This window comes from Woronichinia naegeliana WA131 (genome assembly GCA_025370055.1).
GTDB lineage: Bacteria > Cyanobacteriota > Cyanobacteriia > Cyanobacteriales > Microcystaceae > Woronichinia > Woronichinia naegeliana.
On the sequence record CP073041.1, the window covers coordinates 3,198,875 to 3,212,821 of the forward strand.

General features: G+C 44.4%; 9 protein-coding genes. 5 read left to right on the top strand and 4 right to left on the bottom strand.

Annotation, left to right across the window (positions count from 1 at the left end; all coding sequences use genetic code 11):
• Window positions 1-36: 36 nt before the first annotated feature.
• On the bottom strand, window positions 37-1,065 hold the full coding sequence (gene pdhA, locus KA717_16180; protein ID UXE63941.1) for a pyruvate dehydrogenase (acetyl-transferring) E1 component subunit alpha: 1,029 nt from the start codon (window positions 1,063-1,065) through the stop codon (window positions 37-39).
• Window positions 1,066-1,374: 309 nt separating this feature from the next.
• On the opposite strand from pdhA, the gene KA717_16185 reads away from it, so the two are divergent.
• Both KA717_16185 and glcD read left to right on the top strand, forming a co-directional pair.
• Window positions 1,375-3,627, top strand: coding sequence for an IMS domain-containing protein (locus tag KA717_16185; GenBank protein ID UXE63942.1), 2,253 nt, complete (start codon window positions 1,375-1,377; stop codon window positions 3,625-3,627).
• A 57-nt stretch (window positions 3,628-3,684) separates the two neighbouring features.
• On the top strand, window positions 3,685-5,166 hold the full coding sequence (gene glcD, locus KA717_16190; protein UXE63943.1) for a glycolate oxidase subunit GlcD: 1,482 nt from the start codon (window positions 3,685-3,687) through the stop codon (window positions 5,164-5,166).
• On the opposite strand, the gene trpE is transcribed toward glcD, so the two are convergent.
• Together trpE and KA717_16200 are read right to left on the bottom strand one after the other, a co-directional pair.
• Window positions 5,120-6,646, bottom strand: a complete 1,527-nt coding sequence (gene trpE, locus KA717_16195; GenBank protein ID UXE63944.1) for an anthranilate synthase component I — start codon at window positions 6,644-6,646, stop codon at window positions 5,120-5,122. The genes glcD and trpE overlap by 47 nt on opposite strands.
• 201 nt (window positions 6,647-6,847) lie before the next feature.
• Window positions 6,848-7,273, bottom strand: a complete 426-nt coding sequence (locus KA717_16200) for a photosystem I reaction center subunit II (GenBank protein UXE63945.1) — start codon at window positions 7,271-7,273, stop codon at window positions 6,848-6,850.
• 711 nt (window positions 7,274-7,984) lie between these two features.
• Here KA717_16200 and KA717_16205 point away from each other — a divergent pair.
• The 3 genes from KA717_16205 (at window position 7,985) to KA717_16215 (ending at window position 13,227) form a co-directional block, all read left to right on the top strand.
• Window positions 7,985-10,621 carry a pentapeptide repeat-containing protein gene (locus KA717_16205; protein UXE63946.1) on the top strand — a complete coding sequence of 879 codons (2,637 nt, stop codon included), beginning with the start codon at window positions 7,985-7,987 and terminating at the stop codon, window positions 10,619-10,621.
• A gap of 81 nt (window positions 10,622-10,702) precedes the next feature.
• The gene (locus KA717_16210; protein UXE63947.1) at window positions 10,703-11,827 is read left to right on the top strand and encodes a DegT/DnrJ/EryC1/StrS family aminotransferase; all 1,125 of its coding nucleotides are present in this window, start codon (window positions 10,703-10,705) and stop codon (window positions 11,825-11,827) included.
• A gap of 2 nt (window positions 11,828-11,829) precedes the next feature.
• On the top strand, window positions 11,830-13,227 hold the full coding sequence (locus tag KA717_16215; GenBank protein UXE63948.1) for a DUF2079 domain-containing protein: 1,398 nt from the start codon (window positions 11,830-11,832) through the stop codon (window positions 13,225-13,227).
• Here the strand turns inward: KA717_16215 and KA717_16220 are convergent.
• Entirely contained in the window at window positions 13,224-13,715 is a 492-nt protein-coding gene (locus KA717_16220; protein UXE63949.1) for a YajQ family cyclic di-GMP-binding protein, read from the bottom strand. The genes KA717_16215 and KA717_16220 overlap by 4 nt on opposite strands.
• Window positions 13,716-13,947 lie beyond the last annotated feature (232 nt).

The window sequence follows — 13,947 nt, forward strand, 5'->3', positions numbered from 1 at the left end:
AGTAACCTCAGGATTAGAAGCAATCAACTGGCTAGATTAATCCGCAAAAACGTAGCGATATAACTCACTAGCATCCGGTTCAGGGCTACTTTCGGCAAACTCAAGGGCATCGTCAATAACCGCCTGAATTTTCCGATCAATCGCCTTCAGTTCTTCGGCACTGGCTAAATGATGTTCCAGTAAATAGGCCGCAAACTTTTGGATCGGATCCCGTGCGCCCCAGAATTGTTTCTCATCCGGCGATCGCAACTCATCGGGATCGGCCAAGGAATGACCGCGAAAACGATAGGTTAACGCTTCAATTAAAGTGGGCCCTTCCCCTGCCCTGGCACGAGCCACAGCTTCTTCCGCCACCGCATGAACTGCCACTACATCCATGCCATCCACTTCTACCCCAGGCAGATTAAAGACACTAGCCTTCTTATAAATTTCAGGTTGGGAAGTTGCTCGATCATGGGCCATCCCGATCGCCCACTTATTATTTTCCACTACAAACAAAATCGGTAATTTCCAAAGAGCCGCCATATTGAGACACTCAAAAAACTGGCCATTGTTAGTCGTACCATCACCAAAGAAACAAGCCGCCACATAGTCCGCCGAAGCATCTTTCATCACTTCCCGACGATATTTACTTTGAAAGGCTGCCCCCAGGGCTACGGGAATCCCTTCCCCAATAAAAGCAAAACCACCGAGGAGTTTATGGGGAGCAGAAAAAAGGTGCATCGAACCACCCCGTCCTTTACTACAGCCCGTTGCCTTACCAAATAACTCGGCCATTACCTCTCTTGCCGGAACGCCAGCACTGAGGGCGTGGACGTGATCTCGGTAAGTACTACACACATAGTCATGGCCTGGACGCATTGCCTTAACGATTCCTGAAGAAACCGCTTCCTGACCGTTATAAAGATGGACAAAACCAAACATTTTGCCACGATAGTACATCTCCGCACATTTGTCCTCAAATAAACGCCCTAAAACCATATCTTCATAGAGGAGTAAACCTCTTTCTGGACTCAGGGAAACCGTTGCAGTATTAAATTCGGGTAAGATACGTTCAGCAACCATGATGAAATCGGTAAGTCTGTCAGACAAAAATGAAGGATAGGGAGCCGTATTAATTTGAATTATTGGGTAATCAAACTGAGCCAGCTTAGAATAGATTTTAGGCTATCTCGTCAAGATTTTTTACGGGGTCTTAATCCTTGGGTTAGAATTTTGCCTAAAGTGGAGCCATATTTAAGACAATGCCAGGTTGTTAATTGACGTTCTAGTTTAAATTAATAACTCATTCAGGTATAGACAGGTCAGGATAAGTTACTTTATTCTAATAACCTCGTGTCATGTTTTTACGAACCTCCTTTGAGGCAGCCCGCCGTGCGAATCCCTCTCGACTATTATAGAGTTCTTGGCATTCCCTTACAGATTGCTGAAGATCAAATTAGCCAAGCCTATCAAGATCGGCTAATCCAATTGCCTCGTCGAGAATATAGTGAAGCGGCGATTACTTCCCGTAACCAATTGTTACAAGATGCCTATCGTGTTTTAGGAGATGCTAATCAGCGTCAAGCCTATGTCCAACGCTGGTGGGGACTATCAGAAGCTAATGACCTGGCTTCCCAGTCCGGGGATTTAGAGACAATAAACGTGGAAGAGAATACGGAGGCAGAAGAACAGGAGACAATCGGCCCTCTATTAGCTGAATCCCTAACGGTATCGGTTGCCGATGAACTGGGGGATCAAAATCCCAGCCTAGAGATTCCGCCGGAACAACTGGTCGGAGCCTTGCTAATTTTGCAAGAGTTGGGAGAATATGAACTGGTTTTACAATTTGCTGAATCTGCCTTATATCAAGCCATTGATCCTCTCATTCTGCTAGAAACCCGTGCTGATTTAGTTCTCACTGCGGCTTTGTCCTATCTAGAACTGAGTAGGGAACAGTGGCAGATGGAAAACTACGAGGAATCCGCTAATCGGGGCATTAAGGGTTTGGCTTGGTTACAGCAGGAGGATTTGTTTCCGACAGTACAAACAGAAATTCGTAATGAACTGTTTAAATTACGACCCTATCGCATCCTAGAGTTATTAACCCTGGAGGATATCGATAGTCTAGAACGTCAGAAGGGTCTGCAATTGCTTAGGGATATGATCCATGATCGTTTTGGTATTGAAGGGAAGGGCAATGATCGATCTGGGTTAGGAGTTGATGACTTTTTACAATTTATCCAACAGCTTAGAAGCTATTTGACCGTTGAAGAACAGGAACATTTATTTTTAAGTGAGGTTGACCGTCCCTCCGTAGTGGCGAGTTATTTGGCCGTTTATGCCCTCCTGGCTAAGGCGATCGCCGTTAAACAACCGGCCAGTTTAGGACAATGTAGGACATTACTTGTTCAGATGAAGAATCGTCAAGATGTGGCCCTCGAAGCAGCAATTTGTGCTTTATTATTAGGACAGACAGAGGAAGCACTCTCTGCCCTCACGCAAAGTCGAGATCAAAAAGCGATCGCGTTTATCCAAGAACAATCCCAAGGTTCACCGGACTTACTCCCCGGACTCTGCACATACACTGAGCATTGGTTACAAAACGAGATTTTTCCCTGTTTTCGGGATCTGTCTGAGCAAACAGTTTCCCTAGATGACTATTTTGCTAATACCGATGTTCAGTCCTACCTAGAGACGCTCTACTCCGACGTTTCTATCCCTGTTGCTGCCGTGTCATCCGCCACCGATCAGGAAAATACTATGGCTAGAAATTTAGCAAAACATCAGGATGACATCCCCTCTTCACATCCCGCTAGGAGACGCAGGGGGATGAATAGTCGTTCCCAGTCGTTACATCAATCTTCCCGCTCTAACTCAGGGGGAACGGCCACCTTGACAGCCCCAGGAATGGAGAAGTGGGAAAACAATCAGCGACCTCAAGCTTTTGTAGAGAATGTCACAAACTTTTTTGAAGGACAGTCAGATGCCGATTCTAATTATGCCTTGCCAGTATCGGCAGATAAACCCTTCTCCAAACGGCGCAAGCGACGACGCATTACGGTTAATCCGGTTCGTTTGAGTTTAGTCTTGTTGACGGCGATCGCCTGTTTAGGGGGTGGGATTTTTCTCTGGAAGCATATGGGTTCTCCTTTAGCTGCCCTGGAAGCAGAGCAACTAGATATTCAACTAGCCCAATCTCCCATTGAAATTCCCGATCTAAAAGCGGCTGGTTTCATGGAAGTTCCCCTGGGGCCCCTGACCACAGCTTCCGCACAACAACTCATCGAATTATGGGTTAATAGCAAGGCCGCTGCCTTTGGGCCAAAACATGACGTTAATCGCCTTTCTGGTATCCTAACGGGAGTGTTACTCCAGCAGTGGCAAAATCGAGCCAATCTGGAAAAAAGGCAAAATAGTTATCGACAATACCAGCATAAAGTGGAAGTGATCGAGGTCAAAACGAATCCCGTTAATCCGAATCAGGCTACGATTGTCGCAAAGGTTAAGGAAGCAACGGAATATTTTTCAGCCAGCAATCCGGCAAAACCTCGAAAAACGGAAAGTGATAGTTTAACGGTTCGCTATGAGGTAATTCGGCAAGAGGAGGGCTGGCGAATTCAAGGGGCAAAAGTTCTCCCCAATTAATCACTTTATTAATCACTTTTTTGACGCTTTTTCTATTGCATGGAACTGAAAAATCGATTGCCAAACCCATCTAATCTGCCAAACAATCTACAAAAGTTAATTGCCCTGTTTGAACAACTCCTGGGTAAAGATTGTGTGGTGCGTCGCAAAGATGAACTATTGACCTACGAATGTGATGGTCTAACGAGTTATCGTCAACGTCCTGCCTTAGTCGTCTTACCTCGTACCACGGAGCAGGTCGCGGCGGTAGTAAAACTTTGTCATGATTATCAAATTCCCTGGGTGGCTAGGGGAGCCGGAACCGGACTATCGGGGGGAGCCTTACCCTTAGAAAATGGGGTTTTGATTGTCATGACCCGTATGAATCAGATTTTGTCGGTTGATCTGGAAAATCAGCGTGTGATCGTTCAACCAGGGGTAATTAATAATTGGGTGACGCAAGCCGTTAGTGGAGCCGGATTTTATTATGCTCCCGATCCTTCTAGTCAAATTGTTTGCTCGATTGGGGGCAATATTGCGGAAAATTCGGGTGGGGTTCATTGTCTCAAATATGGAGCCACAACGAATCATGTTATCGGGTTGAAACTGGTGATTCCCGATGGCTCGGTAGTGGAGGTGGGCGGTTATTTGCCGGAAATGCCGGGTTATGATTTAACGGGCTTATTTGTTGGCTCGGAAGGCACCCTGGGTATTGCAACAGAAATCACGCTCAAGGTGCTTAAGGTTCCTGGGGCGATTTGTGTTCTCGTGGCGGACTTTGCCAGCATGGATGCGGCGGCTCAATCGGTTGCCGACATTATTGCCACTGGTATTATTCCGGCGGGTATGGAAATTATGGACAATCTTAGTATTAATGCGGTGGAAGATGTGGTGGCGACTGGCTGTTATCCCAGGGATGCGGCGGCGATTTTATTGGTGGAATTAGATGGTTTAGTGGCAGAAGTTGAAGCTAATCAAGAACGGGTCGCGGCGATTTGTCGGCAAAATGGAGCCAGAGACATTACGGCTGCCTACGACCTAGAAACTCGTTTAAAACTCTGGAAGGGAAGAAAAGCTGCTTTTGCGGCGGCGGGAAAAATGAGTCCCAGTTATTTTGTCCAGGATGGCGTGGTTCCTCGTGCTCAGTTGGTACAAATCCTACAGGATATTAATGATCTCGGTGATCGCTTTGGTTTTAAAATTGCCAATGTTTTCCATGCCGGAGATGGTAATTTACATCCCTTGATTCTTTACGATCAGGCGGTGCCAGGAGCTTGGGAAAAAGTAGAAGAATTAGGCGGAGAAATCCTCAAGCGTTGTGTAGAATTGGGGGGCAGTCTGTCGGGAGAACATGGGATTGGCATGGATAAAAATAACTTTATGCCGGCCATGTTCAACGAAGTGGACTTAGAAACGATGCAATGGATCAGAGATTGTTTTAATCCTGACGGTTTGGCCAATCCAGGGAAATTGTTTCCGACCCCCCGTTCCTGCGGTGAAGTGGCCAATGCCATTAACTTAAACAGCGAATCGCTTCCAGCAAACCCCTTGCTTTATTAATCGTCTCTTCATACTCTTTTTCGGGATCGGAATCTGCCACCAGTCCAGCCCCCGCTTGTACGGAAACGAGATGTTGTTGATTGCCCTGGGGTCTGACCACCATGGTACGAATAGCGATCGCCGTATTTAATTGCCCTTCAAAGTCATAGTACCCATAAACGCCTGAGTAAGGGCCACGACGTTCCGGTTCCAACTCATGAATAATTTCCATGGCCCGAATTTTGGGAGCACCACTCACCGTTCCAGCCGGAAAACAAGCTTGTAGTAAATCCCAGGCTGTTTTATCCGCAGCCAATTCTCCAATCACATTACTAACAATGTGCATGACGTGGGAATAGCGTTCAATGACCATCAATTCATCGACACGCACTGAACCTTGGACACAGACTCGACCCAGATCATTCCGGCCCAAGTCCACTAACATAATATGTTCGGCAATTTCCTTGGGATCTGCCAATAATTCTTCTGCCAAATGGTGATCTTCCTGGGGCGTTTGACCACGACGACGAGTGCCGGCGATCGGACGAACGGTAGCTTGCAGTTTGCCATTTTCTTGACGCTCGGCCTTAACCATTACTTCAGGACTGGAACCAATAATCTGCCAATGGCCAAAATTAAAGTAGGCCATGTAAGGGGAGGGATTAATTAAACGCAGCGATCGGTAAAGATTAAACGGTGCGTCACTGTAGGTAGTGGAGAGGCGTTGGGAGAGAACAACCTGAAAAATATCCCCGGCTCTAATATGCTCCTTCGCTTGGCGAACATTTTCACAAAACTTGGTTTTCCCCACATTACTGTCGTAGGGAACGGGTTGACTCTCAGATAAGGGACGAGGATGAAGTTCTAGGGAGGTTGCCTCTGGTGGTAAGGGTAATTGTAGTTTTAATACCAATTTAGTTACGCGATCGCAGGCCTGTTGATAGGCCTCCTGGAGATCCACCTTTTCATCCCGTAAATCTGCATAGGCGATCGCCCAAATTTTGCGTTTAACCTGATCAAAAATAATTAAATTATCCGCCTGCATCCAAACCCCATCCGGCAAATCCTGAGCAGTGGCAGGATAAATAGGAACACGGGGTTCCATCCATTGAATTAACTCATAACCCCAAAACCCAAATAATCCACCAATGCCGGGGGGTAATTGGGGCAAGGTAACGGGATGGATCGAGGCTAAACAAGCGGACAAAACTTCTAAGGGATTCCCCTCAAACCTTTCTTGACGACCATCTCGATGGGTTTGTATCGTGCTTGTGCTACGCGATTCTAAAATCCACATCGGATCACAGCCCAGAAAACTGTAACGACCGAGTTGCTCACCACCATCTACCGATTCCAGTAAAAAATTGTAGGGTTGTCCCGCACAGACCTTATACCAAGCTGAAACAGGTGTTTCAAGATCGGCGACCCATTCCTGATAAACAGGAATAAAATTACCCTGTCGCGCTAAAGCTAAAAACTGGGAAAACTCAGGGAAAATCATTGGTTTCGCGGATGAGAGTCGAGAAATGGGCAAATGAATGAATAGTGATGAGTCAATAGCGATTAGTTCATTATCCCTAAGTCATGAAAGAAACTATTATTCAATTATTGAAAATTAAACAGCTAGAGTCAAACATCCCTTTTCTTTAAATGTTCTAATTAACTATTCCCCACTCACTATTCACCCTTTACCCAGGCAGAATTAAGCACTATAGGGAGTTTGTCCTGAGAATTTTAAAGTAACAGGTTCAGGATTTTTCCCAATACTTCTGTCCTTCTTGCCATTGAATTCACGACCGGCATTTACTTTTTCAGGGAAAACACCATCGGCAGGGTGCAGATATTGGACTTCTCCACTGGGGTAAACACGGTAGATTTTATAGTCTTCAATTTTGGGCTTGAATTTTGTCCGTAGTTGGGTTCCTAAAGCCAGACACTGCTCTTTACGAGCTAGATAAAGGAGATTTTCTCCTTCATTCATGATGGCCGCGCCCCCAGTGGGCATTTCAAACACCTGTTCTGTGGAACTAGTCCAGGTGATAGCATATTTTTCTTCCCGGTCAGCTTTGGAGAGTAAACCGCCGGTGCTGCCACCGAATTTAGGAGGTTGTCCAGAAAGCTCTGTCATAGGATGATAATTTTGATTACAAAGGTATTTTAGGGAATCCTATCATTGAGACTCCTCTCTGAGGTGAGTTTGTCAAGAAGTGTAACAAAATTTGACGTAATCAATCTCCAATTCTAGATCTATTACCTGAAAAATAATACATAAGAGCTTTAATCGCAACAGGCGAGATGCCGATGGACAGGATTATTTTTTTGATTGGCATGAGACTTTTCGCTAAAGTAATCGTCAGGGGGATGAAGTTTAATTAACGGTTTTATCTCATCATTACTTGTCAAAGTATTTTAAGTACTCAAGTATTAAATCGGAGCTAGATCTAAATACCTCATAACGCAATGAGTCAGGTTGCCCTAATCGTCGATATTACGCACTATCAAGTTCTTCCCGCTCTTCCGATTGTATCTGGTGATCTTAGCGATGTTAAAGAAATTTCTAAACTGTTAAGCACCTATGGTAATTTTCAAGTCAGGTACTTACCCAGAAAAGTACAATCCCAGGGTTCGTCCCTCAAAGTAGTGCAAAAAGAACTAGAAGATTTGATTCGGGCATTGCTATATCCCAAAACGGCTCATATCCCTAGCATGGCTTTGCTTTACGGGTCATTGCCTACAGCGTCATCAGAGCCGATCGGAAATTTTTCTCGCTACCAGTGATGCCCATCCTGCCCAAGGGCGTTGGGGAATTAGTTTGTCCTGGTTACAGCATCTTTTGCAATTGAGTCCGATTCAAAACCTGATTGTTTGGTTAGATTGTTGCTATAGTGAACCTTTAAATTTTACTTTCTCCGAGCTAACTCCTAAAATTGGCAAAAGTTATTCTCTCATTGTCACTAATCGGCGTTTTCAGATGATGCCCCAGGGCATTAATCTTGATCCCAGTGCTTTGAAAGTGGCTCTTTTGCAAGATTTAAATCCTTCCTCTGCTGGGATAGGTAGGGTGACAACTTTAACACTGACCCAATTAATTGCTGCCTATCTAGCGGAGTATCGCCAACCCCTTTTTTATCTTAATTTAGGAGAACCGATTCTTTTGACCTATCACGCTGCCTCCCAACATGATCGGGAATCTTCTTCACCTCGCACAAAGAGTTCCTGTCCTTACCCTGGTTTGCGGCCTTTTCAAGTAGAAGAATCCTCTTATTTCTTTGGTCGTCGGGATCTAACGGCTAGGTTGCTGAATAAAGTTCGTTTGAGCCGTTTTGTTGCCCTGGTGGGAAATTCTGGTACGGGCAAGTCTTCTCTTTTGAAGGCCGGTTTAATCCATTCTCTTCAGACAGGTAGTTCTATTTCGGGGAGCGATCGCTGGATAGTGCGCGTTGTTCAACCAGGGGAAAAGCCCTTAAATAGTTTAGTCCTCGCATTGCTGAATCCCGACCTTTCGACTGCGGAGCAATCGCGGCAATTAAACCAAATTCAACCCCTTGTTCATCAAGGTGCAAATGGCTTTCGCAAAATTTTAGAGGTGTTTTTCCGCGATCGTCTTGTGTTAATCGTCGATCAATTCGAGGAGATGTTCACCCTCTGCCAAAACGCCTTAGAACGAGAAACTTTTTTAGATTGTCTGCTAGGAGCCATTGCTCCAGAAACATCAGTATCAGAAGTTTCCCCCCATCATAATTGGCAATCAGATAGTCAGGAAGTGTCGCGTTTTTGTTGTGTTTTATCCCTACGAGCAGATTACCTCGGACAATGTTTAGAAATGCAGGGGGGCTGTTTTAGTAATTATCTTCAGGAAAATCTGATTATGATCCCACCGATGGATCGTACAACCCTGCGGGAAGTGATTGTGGAACCAGCCCAACAGGCCAACTTTTCCCTAAACCCTGATTTGGTTAACACGATTCTTCAGGATGCGGACTATGGTTCCAATACCTTGCCACTCTTACAGTACACTCTCTTTCAACTCTGGCGACAAGGTAAAGATTTACAGGTCGATGCTTATCGAGAGCTAGGGGGAATTAGGGATAGTTTAAATCAACGGGCTAATTTAGCCTATGAGGGGTTGACCGATCTAGAACAGGAAACGACCCATCATATTTTCCTAACTCTTGTACAAATGAATGAGAGTGGCGTTCCTTTAATTCGAGGCGTAGTCAACCGCGATTTGGTGACTCCTCGTTATACCGTTGCCCTGATCAATGTGGTCGTCCAAAAACTTGTTCATGAGCAATTGCTAACGACTGAAGCGATTCCTTTAGCTACCGGCATAGAGCAACCTTTTCTAATTCGCCTCGCCCATGAAATCATTGCTCAGGAATGGAAATTATTACAAAAATGGTTAAGCCATCGTCAAGATAATCTCCGCAAAAAGCAAAAAATTGAGGAAGCCGCTAGGATTTGGCAAAATGTTCCCATTAAGACTCAAAAAAATTATCTCTTGACTGGCACTGTTTTAAAGGAAGCCCGTAAATTTCAAGAAGTCCAGCCGCAATTGGCCCCCAGCGATCGCGTTCCTCTCTCTCAGGTAGCCGAAGTCTTTATCCAAGCGAGTATTCGTGCCCAACGGAGTAATCAGGCAAAATTCGTGGCTCTAATTGGTATTATCCCGCTTATCTTACTGATTTTTGGCGGTTTTCAACTTTATCAGCAAAGTCAATTCCAACGCTATTGGCAAGTTGTCAAAGATAATCAAGGTAAAAGAGAAAGTATGCCTCGTCTTCAGGCTCTAGAAACCCTTAACCAGATGGGGCAATCCCTGAGTAATCAAGATTTTAATGAAATTAATTTACAAGGAATTAACCTGGCTAATGCCAATTTGGCCAAAAGTAGCTTTACCGAATCCTTTTTAACGGGGGCGAATCTCAGTCAAGCGAACCTGGAAAAGGCTGATCTGACCCAGACCGAATTAACTGGAGCTAATCTCACGGGGGCAAATTTAAGCCAAGGCAAACTCCTAAAAAGTTATCTCACGGGGGCAAACTTCAGTAAAGTTAATCTGGGAGAAGCGGATCTGAGTGGGGCGAATCTGATGCGCATTAATTTGACTGGTGCCAATCTCCAAAAGGCAAACTTCGCTCAAGCCGAATTAACGGGGGCAAATTTAGCGAAGGCGAATCTGAGTAACAGTAACCTAACGAAGGCGAATCTTTGGGGAGTGGATCTCAGTGATGCTAATTTAAACAATACCAATTTCAGTCATGCTGATCTAACTAGGGTCAACTTGGCTGGAGCAAAGTTGAAGGGAGTAAATCTAGAAGGGGCAAATTTGAGCAATGCCGACTTTTCCGGCGTAAATGATATTCCTTTGGCCCAGGTTAAATCGGCCTGTAATTGGCAAAAGGCAACTTTTACAGAGGAGACGAAACGTCAACTAGCCCAAACCAAAGCCGCTAAATTCCCTGCCTGTCATTAGGTTTGAGAGTCAAGATCTAGTGTTCAAGTTTAATCTTTCGCCTTATAATGCCAATATTTTGAACTTTTAACGCTTAACCCGATGACTATTCCCTTTGTTGATTTGACCTGGCAACATCGATCGCTGCAAGAAACTTTTATTGACCGCATTACTCAGGTCATGGAGCGCGGAGATTTTATTCTCGGTCAAGCCGTACGAGATTTTGAAGCTCATTTTGCCGAAAAGTCTGGTGTTCAATATGGCATCGGTGTGGCATCAGGAACAGCAGCGATCGCTCTAGGTTTGCAAGCCTGCGGTTTGGAACAGGGAGATGAAATCCTAGTCCCAACCAATACCTTTATCGCCACGATTTTAGGCATCCTACAGGCGGGTTTTAAACCCCTGTTAGTGGATTGCGATGGGGAAACCGGATTGATGGATCTAGAAAAAGCCGCCCAGACAATCACCCCCAACACTCGTGCCATTCTTCCCGTTCATCTTTATGGACAAATGGTTAATCCCCAAGCCCTTCAGAGTTTGGCCCAGGCAAATAATTTGCTGATTTTTGAAGATGCGGCCCAAGCCCATCTCGCCCAACACCAGGGAAAAATAGCTGGCTCTCTGGGAAAAGCAGCAGCCTTTAGTTTTTATCCCAGTAAAAATTTGGGGGCGATGGGCAATGGTGGCATGGTACTCACTGATGATGCAGACTTGGCCAAGCGAGTAGGCCGTTTACGGAACTACGGAGCCGAAAGCAAATACTATCACACTGAAATGGGAACCAATAGTCGTCTCGATAGTATGCAAGCTACGATTCTAGATTTAAAGTTAGAATACTTAGCTCAGTGGAATCAACTCCGCTACCAAGCCGCTCAATACTATGATCAATTATTGGCTTTTGTCCCGAAGGTTAGACCCTTAACTAATCTCAGTGGCGCGGGCCATGTTTATCATCTTTACGTGATAGTTTTGGAAGAACAGGGGCCAGAACAACGTCAGCGAATCCAGACGCAGTTAGCGGAAAAGGGCATTGAAACGGGGATTCACTACCCCTTGCCCTGTCACCTTCAGCCCAGTTGCCGATTTCTGGGTTATCAATTAGGGGATTTTCCCTATTCCGAAAATCTTTGTCAGCAGATTCTTTCTTTACCCCTTTTTCCGGGTATTACTCAGGAACAAATAGAAACAGTGGTTATGGCCTTAACAACTGCCATTAAAAGTACCTAAACATGGCAAAAATAGCTTACTTGCCTCCTCTATCAATTGTTTGGAAAATTGTTGGAGCTACGCTGATTTTTTTTCTGGCGGCCACAATCCGCCATTTACTTTTTCAATCCAATGCCTTAGATCTTGGTTGGTTTGATCAGGCTATTTATTTGATTAGTCAAGGGCAAACACCGATCATTTCCTTTCGTGGTTTTCATATTTTGGGGGATCATGCTTCTCTGATTGTTTATCCCCTAGCTCTTTTCTATAAGATATTTCCCTCGGTTTATTGGCTCTTATTTTTACAGGCGATCGCCTTAGCCTTGGGAGCTTGGCCCACCTATCAATTGGCTCAACAAGCAGGTTTAAAAGAGTCTGAATCCCAGGCAATGGTCTGGGCCTATTTACTCTATCCTCTTGTTTTTAATCTCAGTATTTTTGACTTTCATCCAGAAGTTTTTGCCCTACCGTCCCTATTATGGATGATTTGGACAGCGAGAGCCGGAAAGTCTTGGGGATTTGCGATCTCCTTAATAATTACGCTGAGTACGAAGGCCGTTCTTTCTCTAACCGTGATTGGCTTGGGATTTTGGTTATTTTTAATTGATCGAAAACGTAGCTATGGTGCGATCGCCCTATTGACTGGAATCAGTTGGTTTATCATTGCCACCAAAGGCATTATTCCGGCTTTTAGTGGTGGAGAAGCAGCAGCCGTTTCTCGTTATCAATTTTTAGGCAATTCGGTGTCAGAAATTGCTCAAAATCTCTTTCTAAAACCCCAGGTTTTACTGAGTCATCTTTTCACCGGCGAGAATTTAGGTTATTTGATTTTACTCTTTGTCCCTGTGCTCTGGGGTTTATCGTTAAAAGGTCTAAGCAGTCTAATTCCAGCCCTTCCAGCCCTATGGTTGAATTTATTAACGGATTATCAACCCCAAAAGGATCTTACCCATCAATATGCTTTGCCGATCCTCCCATTTTTAATCCTCATGGCTATCACCACCCTGGTTCACTATCCCCATCGTTTTCGTCAGCCTAAATTAATTATTGTCTGGTCATTAATTACCTTTTTGGCCCTTGGTAAATATGGTTATTTTTTCGGTAAATATTGGGAAAATTGGGATAATTTAGCAGCAATGCGAACCGCCGTTAGTTTAGTGAAAACCTCGGATAGTTTACTCACCTCTCCCCAAATCGCGCCCCATCTCAGTCAACGGGTCAATTTACAGTTAGCGATTAAGGATGCTGAACCCATTGCTCCCAAGGTTTTTACCTATATTTTGCTCAATACCCGTCATCCTGGCTGGGATAATTCTGAGGCAACGGTTAATAATCTCGTCAAAAACCTTCAACAGAATCAAGCGTTTAAGCTTCGTTATCAGCAAGATGATGTCTATTTATTTGAAAATCAGACCCGTTAACGATAGTTGGTAAATTGAAGGGCGATCGGATAATCCGCTTGTTTTAAAAATTGAATGACCTTTTGTAAATCATCCTTATCTTTGGCACTAACTCGTAGAACATCGCCTTGGATAGAAGGCTGAACTTTTTTGAAATCATCCCGAATTTGCTTACTAATTTGTTTGGCGATCTCCTGACTAATTCCTTTTTTGAGGGAAATTTTTTGCTGAACCCGATTGCCACTGACGGACTCCACCTGTCCATAGTCAAAAATCTTCAGTGATAAATTCCGCTTGGCTGCCTTCGCTTGGAGGATATCTTGAACAGCCGTTAAGGTCATATCACTAGCCGTATTGACCGTGATCTGATCATCACTGAGTTCTAGGGTGGTCTTCGTATCTTTTAAATCATAGCGGCTATTAATTTCACGGGTTGTTTGATCAATCGCATTAACTAATTCTTGACGGTCAAATTCACTAACAATATCAAAGGAGTAGGTGGAAGCCATAAATAATCGTGAACTAAATGTTTATTGCTATAAGCTTAAAACATATTATAACCGATAGTTTCACACCCTCCATCGATCTGACTTTTCCCGTTAAGTCCAAAATCCAGCAATGCAAACTTCTAGAGGCTTTATCTGGCAAGGGTTTGAGAAATGATTCTCTTGACAGGAAAAAAAATATTCTGAAGCCATCATCCCGCTTATCGTTCAAATTTCAAAAACAAAGGATGAAGGG